Consider the following 15,751-nt stretch of genomic DNA (forward strand, 5'->3'; position numbering starts at 1 on the left):
AAACTCCCGGATTCAGATAGAAAAGTGCGCTAAGTATAAAAGATTTTTGGAATCCTGATCGTAAAAATCGCGCTACTGAATGGCGCAAACCGCACTTTTCCGCTATTTTTTGATCTCAATCTAACACTGATTCACAACCAAAATGCGAATAACAAATCTATTCGGAGACAATTGGCTCGGCGCAAGCTGTATTTTGTGCCGGTCTACCCTCGCTTTAGCAAAGCACGGCATTTGCAACCGTTGCAATCGCGAGATCACGCGTTTCCGCTATTGCGGCAGTTGCGGCGCGGAATTGGCGTTTGATACGCCGCATTGCGGCAAATGCCTGACCGATCCGCCACCGTGGCAGCGTTTGGTCACGGTCAGCCATTTTCAAGCGCCGTTGTCATCGTTGGTTCATCGGTTTAAATTCCAGCGCCAGTTTCAGCTTGACCGTATGTTGGCGCGTTTGCTGTTGCTGGCGATATGGCAGGCGCGGCGCACGCATGGGTTAGCCTTGCCGGAAGTGATTTTGCCTGTGCCGTTACACGCACTACGCCATTGGCAGCGCGGTTACAATCAAGCGGAACTGCTGGCGCAACAGCTTTCCCATTGGTTAAACATTCCGTGTGATAGCCAATTATTACGACGGTTGCGCCACACGCCGCCGCAACGCGGATTAGACAGCAAACAGCGGCGCAACAATCTGAAAAAAGCCTTTGCCTTAAACCCGAAAATCAGTGAAATCCGTTACCGCTCGGTGGCGATTGTCGATGATGTGATCACCACCGGCGCAACCATGGCGGAGCTCTGCCGACTGCTGCAAAAGTGCGGTATCACACAAATTCAGGTGTGGTGTTTATGTCGTACCTAGCGCAATCATAATTTATGTGTATAATTTAAATAAAGCATACACATCAAAACCCGCACAGCAAAATTAATGGAGGGAAATATGCGTACCAATATTGTGATTAACGATCATTTAATGAATGAAGCCTTATTGCTATCGGGGTTACGCAGTAAACGTGAAGCGGTGGAAGCCGGTTTGCAGTTGCTGGTGCAGCAGAAACGACAACAAAAAATCCGTGAGTTACGCGGTGCGTTGCACTGGGAAGGTGATCTTGCCGAAATGCGGAGCATGCAAGATGATTATCGCGGATAGCGGCGTATGGATTGATTATTTCAATGGGGTGATCAATCCGCAAACGGATCAGTTGGACGATGTGCTACAAAACGGACAAGTGGCATTGACCGATGTCATTTTAATGGAAATTCTGCAAGGCTTTCGGCTTGAGAAAGAGTATCGCCAAGCCAAGACCGCACTTGCCGCCTTGCCGTGCTTTGAGATTTTAGGCGTTGATAATGCACAACGTTATGCACAAGATTACCGCACTTTGCGCCGGCAAGGCATTATCATTCGCAAACGTAATGATGTGATGATCGCCGGTTTTTGTATTCGCCGACGGATTCCGTTGTTGTTTCGTGATCGCGATTTTCTGCCTTTTGTTTCCTATTTAGGGTTACAAGCGGCATATCAAGCCAAATAGCTAAGGGCGATCAGCCTGCAGCGCCGACAGTTTAATTTCTACTTTCCAGTCGGCTTTTGCCAATTTTGCTTCAACGCAGGCGCGTGCAGGGCTGTGTTGCGGGTTCACCCATTCGTCCCAAGCACGGTTCATGCCGTCGTAATCCGCCATATCGGTAAGGAAAATCGTGGCTTCGAGCAGATGGTTTTTACCCGAACCGCACTTTGCCAGCCAGCCGTCGATTTGCGCCAACACATCGCGGGTTTGTTGATAAATATCCACATCGCTGTTTTCCGGCACCATCCCGGCAAGAAAAATAAAGCCGTTGGCGACGGTGGCTTCCGAAAAACGCGGGGTTTGCCCGAAATAGCGGATTGTCATGTTTTACTCCTTGTTCTAAACCGTGGCGGCTATCTTAGCACAGCACACTGACAGAAAAACTGGAAAAAAAAGCGATTAAGGCGTATTATTTCGCTAACTAAATTCCGACAAGATAGGTCGGATATTACCCTCAACTGTTAAGGTAACTTATGTATATTCAAATTTCTGATAGCGCACAGGCGCATTTTGCCAAGTTGTTGGAACAACAAGAAGAAGGCACAAATATTCGTATTTTTGTGGTGAATCCGGGGACGCCGAACGCCGAGTGCGGTGTTTCTTATTGTCCACCGAATGCGGTTGAAGCCACGGATACCGAACTGAAATACAACAGTTTCTCCGCTTTTGTTGATGAAGTGAGTTATCCGTTTTTGGAAGCCGCCGAACTGGATTTTGTTACCGATGACATGGGTTCGCAACTGACGCTGAAAGCGCCGAACGCCAAAATGAAGAAAGTGGCGGACGACGCACCGTTAATCGAGCGCGTGGATTATGTGATTCAAACCCAAATCAATCCGCAACTGGCGAGCCACGGCGGGCGCATTACCTTAATCGAGCTGACCGACGACGGTTATGTGGTGTTGCAATTCGGCGGCGGCTGCAACGGCTGTTCGATGGTGGATGTCACCCTGAAAGACGGTATCGAAAAACAACTGTTGGAACAATTCGCCGGCGAGTTAAACGGCGTGCGTGATGTGACCGAACACCAACACGGCGAACATTCTTACTATTAGATTACCGCTACTACGCTCAAATGATTGGCAAAGGTAGTTTATGAAACAAAGTAAGGGCGGATTAAATATCCGCCCGTTTACGAAGTACGATATAAACAATTAACCAATAAAAGGTAAATGCAAAGTGCGGTTCGGGCGGAGATATAATCCGCCCCTACTTTTACATTTCATCTTTATCTGCAATTTGAGCTCTTTTGTATTTTTACCCAAGAGATCCACTATGCAAAACCAACAAATCAGCCAAACCATTGCGCAAGAACTCAATGTACAAGCCAAACAAATTTTAGCCGCCATCGGTCTGGTGGACGAAGGCAACACCATTCCGTTTATCGCCCGTTACCGTAAAGAGGTGACCGGCGGTTTGGACGACACCCAACTGCGCCATTTTGAAACCCGCTTGCTCTACTTGCGCGAGCTGGACGAGCGCCGTCAAACCATTCTGAAATCCATTGCCGATCAGGGCAAACTCAGCACCGAGCTACAAGCCAAAATCGAAAGCTGCCAAAGCAAAACCGAACTGGAAGATCTCTATCTGCCGTATAAACCGAAACGCCGCACCAAAGGGCAAATTGCGATCGAAGCCGGGTTAGAACCGCTTGCCGACAGCCTGTGGCAAAATCCGCAACAGGTGCCGGAACAAACCGCACTTGCTTATCTGAATGCCGAAAACGGCGTTGCCGACAGCAAAGCGGCACTGGACGGCGCGCGTTATATCCTAATGGAACGTTTTGCCGAAGATGCGGAATTATTGGCAAAAGTGCGCGCCTATTTGCAGAAAAGTGCGGTATTGGTAGCGAAAGTGATCGACGGCAAACAAGCGGAAGGGGCGAAATTTCAGGATTATTTTGACCATCAAGAGCGTTTGGCAAGCGTGCCGTCGCACCGTGCCTTGGCGATGTTGCGCGGACGCAATGAGGGCATTTTGCAACTGAGTTTGAATGCCGATCCCGATCAAGATGACAGCGTGCGCCAAAGCCATTGCGAGGAGATTATCCGCCAACATTTAGGCGCGGATTTCAATCAGCAGCCTGCCGACAGTTGGCGGCGGCAGGTGATCAGTTGGACGTGGCGGATTAAGATTTCATTGCATTTAGAAACCGAGCTGATGGCGGCATTGCGCGAACAGGCGGAAAGCGAAGCGATTGATGTGTTTGCGCGCAACCTGACCGCACTTTTAATGGCTGCGCCTGCCGGCGCGAAAAACACCATGGGGCTTGATCCCGGTTTGCGCACCGGCGTGAAAGTCGCAGTGGTGGATAATACCGGTAAATTGCTCGCCACCGACACCATTTATCCACACACCGGACAAATGGATAAAGCGATGGTGAGCATTTACCAATTGGGCAAAAAATACAACGTCGGTTTGATTGCGATCGGCAACGGCACGGCTTCGCGCGAAACCGAACGTTTTGTGGCGGACATTTTAGCGAAATCGAACGATTGGCAGGCGCAAAAAGTGGTGGTGAGCGAAGCCGGTGCGTCGGTCTATTCCGCCTCCGAACTGGCGGCGCAAGAGTTCCCGCAATTAGATGTTTCGCTGCGCGGCGCGGTGTCGATTGCCCGTCGCTTGCAAGATCCCTTGGCGGAATTGGTGAAAATCGATCCGAAAGCGATTGGCGTGGGGCAATATCAGCACGATGTCAATCAAAGCCAACTGGCGCGTAAATTGGACGCGGTCGTGGAAGACTGCGTGAACGCGGTCGGGGTGGATCTCAACACCGCCTCTGCGCCGTTGTTGGCGCGGGTGGCGGGCATGAGCGCAACCTTGGCGCAGAATATCGTCAAATACCGCGATGAAAACGGACGTTTCGACAGCCGTGAACAACTGAAAAAAGTCAGCCGCCTAGGGCCGAAAGCCTTCGAGCAATGCGCCGGTTTTATGCGTATCAACCACGGCAAAAATCCGCTCGATGCGTCTAGCGTGCACCCTGAAGCCTATCCGGTGGTGGAAAAAATCCTCAGCGCCACTTCGCAAACCATCAGGGATTTAATGGGCAACGCCAGTGCGGTGCGCCAATTAAACGCCGCCGAATTTACCGACGCACGTTTCGGCTTGCCGACGGTGCGCGATATTTTAAGCGAATTGGAAAAACCGGGGCGCGACCCGCGCGGTGAATTCAAAACCGCCACCTTTATGGACGGCGTGGAGCAAATCACCGATCTCAAAGTCGGCATGATTTTAGAAGGCACGGTCACCAACGTCACCAACTTCGGCGCGTTTGTCGATATCGGCGTCCATCAAGACGGTTTGGTGCATATCTCCTCATTATCCGACAAATTCGTGCAAAATCCGCATGAAGTGGTGAAAACCGGTGACGTGGTGAAAGTGAAAGTGATGGACGTGGACGTCGCCCGCAAACGTATCGCCCTCAGTTGCCGTTTAGACGAACAGCCGCAGGATAAAAGTGCGGTCGGCAGCGGCGAAAAACGCAACGCCAACGGCGAGCGTTCCAATCCGAACAACCGCGCCCGCCCATCACGTCCGAATACAAACATCGGTAACAATGCGTTTGCCGACGCGTTGAAAAATTGGAAAAAATAAATGAATCAATAAAAATAATTAATTCAATTAGTTAAAGCACTCATTGCCTTCAATGTGTGCTTTTTTATTACAGTTTGATGACAGCTTAAAAAAATATCGTCTAAAATGAATGTGATAACGATCCCAATTTTCGCATTCGAACATAGAAATCCATGAAAAAGTTGTTATTATTCTTTTCCAAATACAAATTGCTGTATTTTGCACACAATCCTTACTTTTACCATTACACTAAAACAGAGGTGTTTTATGATAGGTTTTTTTAAACCGGCGGCACATAAGCCGTTATTACCTCAAGAAAAAATTGAGCCGACTTATACCCGCTTGCGCTGGCAGGTGTTCATGGGCATTTTCTTTGGTTATGCCGCCTATTATTTTACCCGTAGTAATTTCGATTTAGCACAAAAAGGCTTAATCGAAGCCGGGCTTTATACCAAAACCGAACTGGGGATTATCGGGATTGCGCCCGGTTTGGCTTACGGCTTATCCAAATTCTTTATGGCGGCGATTTCCGACCGTTCAAATCCGAAAATGTTTATGCCGTTCGGTTTGGCGTTGTCCGGGATGTGTATGACCTTGATGGGCTTGGTGCCTTGGGCGACTTCCGGCATTTTGATTATGTTCGTGCTGTTGTTTATCAACGGTTGGTTCCAAGGCATGGGCTGGCCGCCGAGCGGGCGTACCATGGTGCACTGGTGGTCAAAAAGCGAACGCGGAACTATTGTTTCGATTTGGAACACCGCACATAACCTCGGCGGGATGGTGCCGGCAATTCTGGTCGGGATCGCCAGTATGGTGTATGCCGCCAATCATCCTGAAGTGGCAAAAGTGACTTTCGGTCATGTATGGCAGCAAGCACTGTACTACCCGGGTATCGCGTCATTAATTGCAGCATTTATTCTGTACTTCGTCATGCGCGACACCCCGCAATCTTGCGGTCTGCCGCCAATCGAAAAATACAAAAACGATTATCCGGACGACTATAACGAAGAAACCTACGAACATGATTTGAGCACCAAAGAAATTTTCGTCACTTACGTGCTGAAAAACCGTTTGTTATGGTATATCGCGATTGCCAACGTATTCGTCTATCTGATTCGCTATGGCGTGTTGAAATGGTCGCCGGTTTACTTAGGCGAAGTGAAACACTTCGATATTAAGGCGACCGCCTCCGCCTATGCGATTTATGAATTTGCGGCGATTCCGGGCACGCTGTTGTGCGGTTGGATGTCGGATAAAGTATTCAAAGGTAAACGCGGACTCACCGGTTTTGTATTCATGGTGATGGTAACAATCGCTGTTACCGTGTTCTGGCTCAATCCGGCAACTCCGGAATCCGAGTTGGCACACTACGCTGCTTTGCCTTGGTATCAAAATCCGTATCAATTGACCGACTTTATCATGATGACCATTATCGGCTTCCTGATTTACGGTCCGGTGATGTTAATCGGCTTGCACGCCCTTGAGCTGGCACCGAAAAAAGCGGCGGGCACCTCAGCGGGCTTCACCGGTTTATTCGGCTATCTTGGCGGTACGGTGGCGGCAAGTGCGGTGATCGGCTGGGCGGCTGACAAATTCGGCTGGGACGGCGGTTTCTACATTATGATCGGCGGTGCCGTGTTGGCTTGCGTGTTAATGTTGATCACTATGGTGGAAGAAGGCAAACACAAAGCCCGAATCGCCGAAGAAGATCGCTTAATCAAATAATTCACTCCCACGAAAGACGAACCCGGTTTCGTCTTTCTTTTTATCTGCAGAAAGGAAAAGACAATGAAATTAAACTATTTAGCTGTCGCCCTCATTGCTTCAACCGCACTTGCGGGCTGTGTTAACAATGTCCCGACATCACAAACCGATAAACTGGTTATCGCCCACCGCGGCGCCAGCGGCTATCTGCCGGAACATACCCTGGAATCCAAAGCCTTGGCATTCGGACAAAAAGCCGATTATCTGGAACAAGATTTAGCCATGACCAAAGATAATCGTCTGGTCGTGATCCATGATCATTTTCTCGACGGTTTAACCGATGTGGCGAAAAAATTTCCGCAACGCGCACGTAAAGACGGACGCTATTATGTGGCGGATTTCACCTTAAAAGAGATTCAAAGCTTAGAAATGACGGAAAATTTCAAAGAGGAAAACGGCAAACAAGTGCAGGTCTATCCCGACCGTTTCCCACTCTGGCAATCCAATTTCAAAATCCATACCTTTGAAGATGAAATCGAATTTATTCAGGGATTGGAAAAATCCAGCGGCAAGAAAATCGGGATTTATCCTGAAATCAAAGCGCCTTGGCTGCACCACCAAGAAGGCAAAGATATTGCTTTGGAAACCCTAAAAGTGCTGAAAAAATACGGTTACACCGATAAAAATTCCGCGGTCTATCTGCAAACATTTGACTTTAATGAATTAAAACGGATTAAAACCGAACTACTGCCGCAATTGGGCATGGATATCAAACTGGTGCAACTGATTGCCTATACCGATTGGCATGAAACCGAAGAGAAAAATGCCGCCGGCAAATGGGTTAACTATGACTACGATTGGATGTTTAAACCCGGCGCAATGACGGAAGTGGCGAAATATGCCGACGGTGTCGGCCCCGGTTGGTATATGCTGGTCGATGATAAAGCCTCGACTACGGGTAACATTCAATACACGCCGCTGGTTGCTGAAATCGCCGCACAAAAATTAGAATTGCACCCTTACACGGTGCGTAAAGACGCGCTACCGCCGTTTTTCGGCAATATCGATCAAATGTTTGACGCCTTGCTGAATCAAGCCGGCGCCACCGGGATCTTCACCGACTTCCCGGATCTGGCAGTGAAATTCTTAGCCAAGGATAAAGAGTAACATCACTCAAGTGCGGTTCAACAACCGCACTTTGAGATTCCGTAAACAAAAAAATCCCCTTATCCTTGCGGATAAGGGGGAAGTACAAACTAAATAGAGGAAAGTTTGTTATTCGATAATTAACCGGCTGCCGTCGTAGCTGAGGACTTGCACCGCACTTAATGCCTTGCCGTCGTCACTTTCGCCGCCGATTAATAACATTTTGTTGTCGTAGGACACGGTGACCGCATGGCTGACCGCTTGATTCAGCTCGCCAATCATTTTCCAACGACCGTTTTTCAGAGTATAAATTTCATCGTGCCACGCTTGGCTCAAACCTTCGTGGGCAAACAGTTTTCCCTGTCGAAACTGTTGTTGCGCGCCGGGAAAATTGGTGCCGCCTGCCACCAAATAATAACCATGGCTGTAACCGCCGCCTGCGCCGCTTACCCCTTCTTGCCCATGATCGGCAACCGCCGGCAAATCAGGCAGTTTCTTCCATTCCACCCGTTGTTTGCCAATCCGTCCCTGCTGAGTGTTCGCCGTATTCAAGCCCGGCTTAACCGCACCGTTGACCACCAATACCGTTTCCCCTTGTCCGACGACTGCGGCACAGGTTCTGGCGGTGAAAGGCAATTTGCCTTCGTTACGCCAACGGTTTTCATTTGCTTGGTAGCTCAATAATTCAGTGGTAAAAAAATAATCCTGCGGCGGTTGTTGAAAGTAAGCCTGTTTTACCGCCGTTTTGCTCGGTTGATCCGCCGCCTTGGCGTAATCTTGCAAATAAGCCCCCAGCACTTCCGGATTATTACCGCCGAGCAAATAAATTTTATCTTGGTACACCACCGCCCCGGCGCCGACAATGCCGCGTGGCGCACGCGTATTCAATTCCAACCAACGATCCTGTTGCGGATCATAGCGATAGGCGTCATTCACAACTTGCAAAGCGTTTTCCCCGGCTTGCAAGCCGCCAAAAATATACAACTCGCCATTTAATGCGGCGGCGACCGCATATTGGCGTTCGCCCCCCGGAAATTCGGCAATTTTTTGCCATTGCGCTTTTTTGTGGCTGAGATCCAAGGCATAAAACTGCTTGCCTGCGCTACCTAAACCGACATACACCGTATCGCCGATTACTGCGCCGCTGCCGAATTTAATCGGTTCGGGCAAATCGGGGTAGCTTCCTGCTTGCGCAACCGCCGTCACCGCTAACAAACTTAGGGTGAAACTGAGGCGTAAAACGGCATTTGGCAGGGCTTTCATTCCGATTCCTAATCTGAGCGACGCGTGTTCTCTGGTTGAATAATGATGTCATTTCGGCATGGCGAGATGATACCTGCACTCCATAAAAGAATGCAAGCCAAGTGCGGTTTTTATTATTGAAAACGTAAGGAAGATCACAGTTTTTTTGTGATTTTGCAGAATATTTCTCCATCAGCAAGATAACATTTACCGATGGAGAAGGTTAAGCGGATTATTTCTTTTTGCTTGGTCGCTGCCAATTGGCAATATGCCGTTGCGGCACACGGCTGATCACCAGCTCGTTTTCCGCAACATCTTTGGTGACGGTTGCGCCTGCGCCGATGGTGGCACCGTCGGCAATACTGACCGGCGCAACCAGTTGGCAGTCTGAGCCGACGAACACGTTATCGCCGATCACGGTTTTGAATTTATTTGCGCCGTCGTAGTTGCAGGTGATTACGCCTGCGCCGATATTGCAGTTGCTGCCGATTTCCGCGTCGCCGACATAAGTCAGGTGATTGACTTTCGAGCCTCTACCGACCAGCGCTTTTTTGATCTCAACAAAATTGCCGACATGGGTTTCCGCCGCCAGTTCCGCCCCCGGGCGCAAGCGTGAGAACGGGCCGATGACCGCACTTTCGCCGATCACCGCATCTTCAATCACCGAATACGGCTTAACTTCAACGTCAGCCGCGATACGGCAGTTTTTCAACACGCAGCCCGCGCCGATCCGCACGCGGTCGCCCAGTTCCACGTGCCCTTCGACAATCACATTCACATCGATTTCCACGTCTTTGCCGTGGCTCAACTCGCCACGCAGATCAAAACGGTTCGGATCGACCAACATCACCCCCGCCAACAGCAATTTTTTCGCCTGTTGCTGTTGGTAGTAACGCTCCAGTTGCGCCATCTGCAAACGGTTGTTTGCCCCTTCCACTTCCATTCTGTCCGCCGCCGAAACCGCAGTGACTTGGCAGCCGTCTTGGTTGGCAAAGCCGATCACGTCGGTAATATAATATTCGCCCTGTGCATTGTTATTGTTTAAACGTGCCAGCCAGTTTTTAAAACTTGCGCCGCTCGCCACCATCACGCCGCTGTTCACTTCTTGAATTTTCAACTGCTCAGCGTCGGCGTCTTTTTGTTCGACAATCGCCACCACATTGCCGTCTTGGCGGATAATCCGTCCGTAACCGGTCGGATCGTCTAACTTGACGGTCAGCAAGGCAATGCCGTTTTGTGGTTTGGCGGCAATCAGTTTTTCCAGCGTTTCAGGCGTGATCAAAGGCCCGTCGCCGTACAACATCAGAATATTTTCATCATCGACAAAGTGCGGTGCGGCTTGTTGCATGGCGTGTCCTGTGCCAAGCTGCTCCGCTTGCAACACCCAATTCACCGGCTCGCCGTGCAAACGCTGTTGCATTACTTCACCGCCATGTCCGTAAATCAGATGAATGTTTGCCGCCCCCAATTTTTTCACGGTATCAATTACGTGTTTCACCATCGGTTTACCGGCGATGGTGTGTAGCACTTTCGGTAAATCGGAATACATACGCGTGCCTTTGCCGGCAGCTAAGATCACCACGCTTAACTTTTGTTTCGTCATAACAGAATCTCTCGCAATAAAAAATTGAATTGATTTTACACCAAATTAGGCAAGTGAGAAACGCAAAACCGCACTTTGCTTGTCGCGATTAACTGTAACAAACAAAGTGCGGTTGAGGTAACGAAGAGAAATGTATTCGAGCGGTTCGCCGTATAATGCCGCCTCCAAACCTTGGCGTTTTTGATTTTTCCACCCGCAAGCCGGTGGCGGCGGTGGAAACAAACACCCCGCCTGAGCGTTAGGGTCTGATGGGGATATTTGCTTTCCGAGTAAAAAAATCAAAAATAAAAAGTTAAAAAATAAAAAAGTGCTGCAAGTAAAACCAAAATTACAAAATATTATCGTATTGATCCATAATGTGTTTCGGCCAGACACTGGATTGGACTTGTCCGATATGTTGTTTATGCAGCAACAACATTGCCAAACGCGACTGTCCGATACCGCCGCCGATAGACTGCGGCAATCTGCCGTTTAACAGATCCTGATGCCAAGGGAACTCGGCGCGTTCTTCGTTACCGGCAATCGTCAATTGGCGGCGCAAGGCGGCTTCGTCCACCCGAATCCCCATCGAAGACAATTCAAATGCCGATTCCAATACCGGATTCCACACCAAAATATCACCATTCAAGCCTTTGTATTCGCCTTCGCTCGGGGTGGTCCAGTCATCGTAGTCCGGTGCGCGCCCGTCGTGCGGTTTGCCATCGGATAATTTGCCGCCGATACCGATTAAAAACACCGCGCCATGTTCTTTACAGATCGCACTCTCACGTTCTTTACTGCTGAGATCCGGATAACGGCGGGCTAAATCTTCACTGTGGACAAAGGTGATTTCCGGCGGTAAAAAGCCTTTGATCCCGAATTGCACTTCCACCATTTGTTCGGTTTCTTTAATCGCTGTGTAAATCGAACGTACTGTCTCTTTTAAGTAGGCCAAATTGCGCGAACCTTGCGGAATCACGCGCTCCCAATCCCATTGGTCAACAAACACCGAATGGGTTTGATCGAGGCTGTCTTCATCCGGGCGCAGCGCAATCATATGCACAAACAACCCTTCGTTCGGTTGGAAGTCAAAGCGCCCCAAGGTATGGCGTTTCCATTTCGCCAATGAGTGCACCACTTCGAAACGCACGCCATGGATTTCACGGATATTCACCTGCACCGCATTTTCCACCCCGGACAGGTTGTCTTGCATGCCGTTACCGACTTGGCTTAGCAAGGGACCTTGTACCTCGACGATTTTCAGGTGTTCTTTTAACATTTGGGTAAAGGTGTTTTTAACAAAACTGATTTCTTGTTGTTGCAAAATAAATGAATTTTTCATGATTTTTCTATTCTTTTTTAAATGGTTTTCTGGATTTATTAAATAAAAATCGGGTTTAACCTCGTTTTTGTGCATTATTCAACAAACAGACAAAAAACTCCAATACTTTTTTAATTTTTTTTGTTAATATGTATTCATCTATCAATTTAAGGTGGTTTTTTTTGAAAAAAAACTAAATTCAAACCTAAATTAGAGGGGCTTATGCAACATACAAGTCAAAATGTCGCTCAAATTGATGCGCTGGATCAACAGATCCTACGCGTGTTAACCAAAGACGCGCGCACCCCGTATGCGGAAATGGCAAAGAAATTCGGGGTCAGTCCGGGCACCATTCATGTGCGGGTGGAAAAAATGCGCCAATCCGGCGTGATCGAAGGCACCAAAGTGCGGATCAACGAACGTAAGTTGGGTTATGATGTCTGCTGTTTTATCGGCATTATCTTGAAAAGCGCCAAAGATTACGATGCGGTGATTAAAAAACTGCAAACCTTTGATGAAGTGGTCGAAGCCTATTACACCACCGGCAATTATTCGATCTTTATTAAGGTGATGACCCATACCATTGAGGAGCTTCATTCGGTGTTGGCAAGCAAAATTCAACTCATAGATGAGATCCAGTCCACAGAAACGTTAATTTCTATGCAAAATCCAATACTTCGGGATATTAATCCGTAAAAATTTGGCGTAACATTCTTTCTTTGCACCATAACAATAAGAAGGAAAAGAGTATGTCTGATGTATTTCATTTAGGATTAACCAAAGCCGATTTACAAGGCGCGACTGTTGCGATCACGCCGGGCGATCCGGCACGCGTCGAGCGCATTGCACAATTGATGGACAACCCTAAATTTTTGGTTTCAACCCGTGAGTACACCTCATGGTTAGGGTATGTCGGCGGCAAACCGATTGTAGTCTGCTCGACCGGGATCGGCGGCCCGTCGGTCTCGATTGCGGTGGAAGAATTAGCACAGTTGGGCGTGCGCACCTTTTTGCGTATCGGCACAACCGGCGCGATTCAACCGCAAATTAATGTCGGCGACATTTTGGTCACCACCGGTGCGGTACGCTTGGACGGCGCAAGCCAGCATTTTGCGCCGTTGGAATTTCCGGCAGTAGCGGATTTCCAATGCACCTCGGTATTACACCAAGTGGCGCAAGAAAGCGGCGAAACCACCTATGTCGGTATCACCGCCTCTTCCGATACGTTTTACCCGGGACAAGAGCGTTACGACACTTACAGCGGCAGAGTTTGCCGTCGTTTCCGCGGTTCATTGAAAGAGTGGCAGGATTTGGGCGTGATGAACTTTGAGATGGAATCGGCAACCTTGTTTACCATGTGTTCTGCCTTGGGCTTGCGCGCCGGTATGATTTCCGCGGTGATCGTCAATCGCACACAGCAGGAAATTCCGAACGAAAGCACGATTAAAGCCGCCGAAGGCAAAGCCGTGGCATTGGTGGTCAAAGCGGCAGGTTTGCTAGCCTAACCGCTTCATCTTAGCTCAACTATAAAATCCTGTCATTCGACGGGATTTTATTATTGCGCGGCAGCATTTTTCAAAATCAGATACAGTTGATCTTTTAAGCGTAACTTCTCTTTTTTCAGATTTTCAACCTCTTCATGGGTGCCTAATTCAACGTTGGTTTCAATCGCAATAATTTTGTGATCCAACTCGTTATGTTTATCAAATAAACGGGCAAAATGGGCATCTTCCAGCTTCAAGCGGCTGATTAAATCGCGGTATTCGGGAAACATGGCAAACTCCTTAGCTAATCATACGACTTGTTTATTTTACCATCATTTCATCCGCCAAGTTTCGTGCCAGTTCACAAAATTGATATTTACTCGCGATAGCGCGATTTGATTTGCTGCAGTAATTGCTGACAACAGCGTTCCAACAAGGTGTAGGTCTGCGCAAAATCGCCGCTGTACCAAGGATCGGGAATATGATCAAAGCCCAAATCGGGCACTAAATCAGTGATGTTAAAAATCTTCGCCTGTTTGCCAAAGCGTTTATACAAGTCCGCTAAATTACTGTTATCCATCGTAATCAAGTAATCGAATTCGTGCAAATCACTGTTGTGTACTTTGCGGCTGACAAAACCGCACTTATCTATGCCGTGTTGCCGTAGCATTTGCGCCGTGCCGCGGTGCATATCTTCGCCGTCATGATAACCCGCGGTACCGGCGCTATCCACCATAACCCAATCTTGCAAACGCGCTTGCACAAGCTTATGCCGCAGAATATACTCCGCCATCGGCGAACGACAGATATTGCCCAGACAAATAAATAAAATCTTCATTTTTGTCTCCCTTTTCCTTCGGATAAATAAAAACGGGCAAAAATGCCCGTTCTTATTACATGAACCCGTTTTAACGCGCCGGTAAATAGCGGGTCGGATCAACCGACTTGCCTTTGTAACGGATTTCGAAGTGCAGTTTAACCGAGTTGGTGCCGGAGCTGCCCATTTTGGCAATTTGTTGTCCCGCACTCACTTCTTGCTGATCTTTGACCAAGATAGTTTCGTTATGCGCGTATGCACTGAGGAAATCATCGTTATGTTTGATGATAATCAGGTTGCCGTAGCCGCGCAGTGCATTACCGGCGTACACCACCCGTCCTGCGGCAGCGGCATTAACCGCTTGTCCGCGCGAACCGGAAATATCCACGCCTTTATTGCCGCCGTCGGATGAAGAAAAGCCTTGGATGACTTTACCATTCGTCGGCCAACGCCAGCTGATGTTTGAATTGACCGCACTTGGCGGTGTTACGGCAGCGGTTGCGGTTACCGCTTGTTGCGCCTGCTGCTGTGCCATAGTGGCGACATTGCCTGCCGAGGCTTTCACCGGACCGGTAATCGTGCCGTCCGAACCATATCGGGTGTTATTCGGACCCGGCGTATAAGTTACCGCCGGTTGTGTCGGCGCCGTTGCTGCGGCGCTTGCGGTCGTCGCTGCCGCTGGTGTGCTCGCCGTGGCTGCCGGCGCATGGCTAACCGCACTGCCGTTGCCGACTTGCAACACTTGTCCGACCCGCAGATTATACGGCTCGCTCATCTTGTTTTTTGCGGCAAGCTCCGCCACATCCAGACCGGAAATATAGGCAATCAGGAACATAGTATCGCCTTTGCGCACGGTATAGGTGTCGCCTTTGTAGAAACCTTTGTCGATTTGATTATAAATCGGCGCGTTGGTGGTGGTGTCGCGCGGAATGGTAAAGTCTTGCGAGACATTATTGGTGCGCGTTTGGCTGCCGACGGCAGTTGCCGTTTGTTGCGCCTGCTGCACTTGTCCAATCGGTTGCTGTACCGCACTTTGTACATTTTGTTGTACTTGTTGCGCCTGTGATTGCACTTGTCCGATTGGCTGCTGTATCGCCTGTTGCACCGTCATGCTTGCCGGCATGTTTTGCTGTTGGATTTCCGGCTGCCAGCTGCCGCTGCTCGCGCCGCTGGATTCGACCGGCTGCATAATGCCCGGCGACAGATTACCGTCGGCACTTTGCACCGGCGCACCACCGCTGCTGCTACATCCCGCCAGCACGGCAAGAGCAAGTGCGGTCGGCAAAACGAACAGTTTATTTTTCATATTCAAATCCT

The 15,751-nt window shown here is 49.1% G+C and carries 17 protein-coding genes; 9 read left to right on the top strand and 8 right to left on the bottom strand.

The features are described 5' to 3' along the window. Positions 1–142 precede the first annotated feature (142 nt). The 3 genes from ACWA50_RS02840 (at position 143) to vapC (ending at position 1,526) form a co-directional block, all read left to right on the top strand. The gene (locus ACWA50_RS02840; RefSeq protein WP_431053819.1) at positions 143–853 is read left to right on the top strand and encodes a phosphoribosyltransferase family protein; all 711 of its coding nucleotides are present in this window, start codon (positions 143–145) and stop codon (positions 851–853) included. A gap of 78 nt (positions 854–931) precedes the next feature. Continuing rightward, on the top strand, positions 932–1,141 hold the full coding sequence (locus ACWA50_RS02845; RefSeq protein ID WP_431053820.1) for a type II toxin-antitoxin system VapB family antitoxin: 210 nt from the start codon (positions 932–934) through the stop codon (positions 1,139–1,141). After that, positions 1,125–1,526, top strand: coding sequence for a type II toxin-antitoxin system VapC family toxin (gene vapC / locus ACWA50_RS02850; RefSeq protein WP_431053821.1), 402 nt, complete (start codon positions 1,125–1,127; stop codon positions 1,524–1,526). The genes ACWA50_RS02845 and vapC overlap by 17 nt, the downstream gene beginning before the upstream one ends. Here the strand turns inward: vapC and ACWA50_RS02855 are convergent, their stop codons facing one another. Continuing rightward, entirely contained in the window at positions 1,527–1,886 is a 360-nt protein-coding gene (locus ACWA50_RS02855; RefSeq protein WP_431053822.1) for a RidA family protein, read from the bottom strand. A gap of 149 nt (positions 1,887–2,035) precedes the next feature. Between ACWA50_RS02855 and nfuA the strand changes: the two genes are divergently transcribed. From nfuA to glpQ, 4 genes are all read left to right on the top strand, one after another. Beyond that, the gene (gene nfuA, locus ACWA50_RS02860) at positions 2,036–2,617 is read left to right on the top strand and encodes a Fe-S biogenesis protein NfuA (RefSeq protein WP_431053823.1); all 582 of its coding nucleotides are present in this window, start codon (positions 2,036–2,038) and stop codon (positions 2,615–2,617) included. A 220-nt stretch (positions 2,618–2,837) separates the two neighbouring features. After that, positions 2,838–5,159 carry a Tex family protein gene (locus ACWA50_RS02865; RefSeq protein ID WP_431053824.1) on the top strand — a complete coding sequence of 774 codons (2,322 nt, stop codon included), beginning with the start codon at positions 2,838–2,840 and terminating at the stop codon, positions 5,157–5,159. A 246-nt stretch (positions 5,160–5,405) separates the two neighbouring features. After that, on the top strand, positions 5,406–6,863 hold the full coding sequence (gene glpT, locus ACWA50_RS02870; RefSeq protein ID WP_431053825.1) for a glycerol-3-phosphate transporter: 1,458 nt from the start codon (positions 5,406–5,408) through the stop codon (positions 6,861–6,863). A 63-nt stretch (positions 6,864–6,926) separates the two neighbouring features. Continuing rightward, on the top strand, positions 6,927–8,009 hold the full coding sequence (glpQ, locus tag ACWA50_RS02875) for a glycerophosphodiester phosphodiesterase (RefSeq protein WP_431053826.1): 1,083 nt from the start codon (positions 6,927–6,929) through the stop codon (positions 8,007–8,009). A gap of 108 nt (positions 8,010–8,117) precedes the next feature. Here the strand turns inward: glpQ and ACWA50_RS02880 are convergent, their stop codons facing one another. The 4 genes from ACWA50_RS02880 to asnA all read right to left on the bottom strand — a co-directional run bounded on the left by ACWA50_RS02880 (position 8,118) and on the right by asnA (position 12,154). Beyond that, the gene (locus ACWA50_RS02880) at positions 8,118–9,251 is read right to left on the bottom strand and encodes an N-acetylneuraminate epimerase (RefSeq protein WP_431053827.1); all 1,134 of its coding nucleotides are present in this window, start codon (positions 9,249–9,251) and stop codon (positions 8,118–8,120) included. Positions 9,252–9,462: 211 nt separating this feature from the next. Next, positions 9,463–10,833 (bottom strand): bifunctional UDP-N-acetylglucosamine diphosphorylase/glucosamine-1-phosphate N-acetyltransferase GlmU, encoded by a 1,371-nt coding sequence (gene glmU / locus ACWA50_RS02885; protein ID WP_431053828.1) that lies wholly within the window; start codon positions 10,831–10,833, stop codon positions 9,463–9,465. A gap of 45 nt (positions 10,834–10,878) precedes the next feature. Then, on the bottom strand, positions 10,879–11,055 hold the full coding sequence (locus ACWA50_RS02890) for a hypothetical protein (RefSeq protein ID WP_431053829.1): 177 nt from the start codon (positions 11,053–11,055) through the stop codon (positions 10,879–10,881). 106 nt (positions 11,056–11,161) lie between these two features. Beyond that, complete coding sequence (asnA, locus tag ACWA50_RS02895; protein ID WP_431053830.1) at positions 11,162–12,154, bottom strand: aspartate--ammonia ligase; 993 nt, start codon at positions 12,152–12,154, stop codon at positions 11,162–11,164. Positions 12,155–12,355: 201 nt separating this feature from the next. Here asnA and asnC point away from each other — a divergent pair, with 201 nt between their 5' ends. Then, a complete protein-coding gene (gene asnC / locus ACWA50_RS02900; RefSeq protein ID WP_431053831.1) occupies positions 12,356–12,829 on the top strand; it encodes a transcriptional regulator AsnC in 474 nt (157 codons plus the stop codon). 53 nt (positions 12,830–12,882) lie between these two features. Continuing rightward, positions 12,883–13,638 carry a uridine phosphorylase gene (gene udp, locus ACWA50_RS02905; RefSeq protein ID WP_431053832.1) on the top strand — a complete coding sequence of 252 codons (756 nt, stop codon included), beginning with the start codon at positions 12,883–12,885 and terminating at the stop codon, positions 13,636–13,638. 50 nt (positions 13,639–13,688) lie between these two features. On the opposite strand, the gene ACWA50_RS02910 is transcribed toward udp, so the two are convergent. The 3 genes from ACWA50_RS02910 to nlpD all read right to left on the bottom strand — a co-directional run bounded on the left by ACWA50_RS02910 (position 13,689) and on the right by nlpD (position 15,740). Next, positions 13,689–13,907 (bottom strand): YdcH family protein, encoded by a 219-nt coding sequence (locus tag ACWA50_RS02910; RefSeq protein ID WP_431053833.1) that lies wholly within the window; start codon positions 13,905–13,907, stop codon positions 13,689–13,691. Between the two features lie 86 nt (positions 13,908–13,993). Next, positions 13,994–14,455, bottom strand: coding sequence for a low molecular weight protein-tyrosine-phosphatase (locus ACWA50_RS02915; RefSeq protein WP_431053834.1), 462 nt, complete (start codon positions 14,453–14,455; stop codon positions 13,994–13,996). Between the two features lie 70 nt (positions 14,456–14,525). Further along, positions 14,526–15,740, bottom strand: coding sequence for a murein hydrolase activator NlpD (gene nlpD, locus ACWA50_RS02920; RefSeq protein WP_431053835.1), 1,215 nt, complete (start codon positions 15,738–15,740; stop codon positions 14,526–14,528). Positions 15,741–15,751 lie beyond the last annotated feature (11 nt).

The organism is Testudinibacter sp. P17/SS/0325, assembly GCF_053570765.1.

What these genes read in the sequence shown, in the direction of transcription:
- ACWA50_RS02840 (WP_431053819.1), top strand. Translation starts at nt 143, where the DNA reads ATGCGAATAACAAATCTATTCGGAGACAATTGGCTCGGCGCAAGCTGT.
- ACWA50_RS02845 (WP_431053820.1), top strand. Translation starts at nt 932, where the DNA reads ATGCGTACCAATATTGTGATTAACGATCATTTAATGAATGAAGCCTTA.
- vapC (WP_431053821.1), top strand. Translation starts at nt 1,125, where the DNA reads ATGATTATCGCGGATAGCGGCGTATGGATTGATTATTTCAATGGGGTG.
- ACWA50_RS02855 (WP_431053822.1), bottom strand. Translation starts at nt 1,886, where the DNA reads ATGACAATCCGCTATTTCGGGCAAACCCCGCGTTTTTCGGAAGCCACC.
- nfuA (WP_431053823.1), top strand. Translation starts at nt 2,036, where the DNA reads ATGTATATTCAAATTTCTGATAGCGCACAGGCGCATTTTGCCAAGTTG.
- ACWA50_RS02865 (WP_431053824.1), top strand. Translation starts at nt 2,838, where the DNA reads ATGCAAAACCAACAAATCAGCCAAACCATTGCGCAAGAACTCAATGTA.
- glpT (WP_431053825.1), top strand. Translation starts at nt 5,406, where the DNA reads ATGATAGGTTTTTTTAAACCGGCGGCACATAAGCCGTTATTACCTCAA.
- glpQ (WP_431053826.1), top strand. Translation starts at nt 6,927, where the DNA reads ATGAAATTAAACTATTTAGCTGTCGCCCTCATTGCTTCAACCGCACTT.
- ACWA50_RS02880 (WP_431053827.1), bottom strand. Translation starts at nt 9,251, where the DNA reads ATGAAAGCCCTGCCAAATGCCGTTTTACGCCTCAGTTTCACCCTAAGT.
- glmU (WP_431053828.1), bottom strand. Translation starts at nt 10,833, where the DNA reads ATGACGAAACAAAAGTTAAGCGTGGTGATCTTAGCTGCCGGCAAAGGC.
- asnA (WP_431053830.1), bottom strand. Translation starts at nt 12,154, where the DNA reads ATGAAAAATTCATTTATTTTGCAACAACAAGAAATCAGTTTTGTTAAA.
- asnC (WP_431053831.1), top strand. Translation starts at nt 12,356, where the DNA reads ATGCAACATACAAGTCAAAATGTCGCTCAAATTGATGCGCTGGATCAA.
- udp (WP_431053832.1), top strand. Translation starts at nt 12,883, where the DNA reads ATGTCTGATGTATTTCATTTAGGATTAACCAAAGCCGATTTACAAGGC.
- ACWA50_RS02910 (WP_431053833.1), bottom strand. Translation starts at nt 13,907, where the DNA reads ATGTTTCCCGAATACCGCGATTTAATCAGCCGCTTGAAGCTGGAAGAT.
- ACWA50_RS02915 (WP_431053834.1), bottom strand. Translation starts at nt 14,455, where the DNA reads ATGAAGATTTTATTTATTTGTCTGGGCAATATCTGTCGTTCGCCGATG.
- nlpD (WP_431053835.1), bottom strand. Translation starts at nt 15,740, where the DNA reads ATGAAAAATAAACTGTTCGTTTTGCCGACCGCACTTGCTCTTGCCGTG.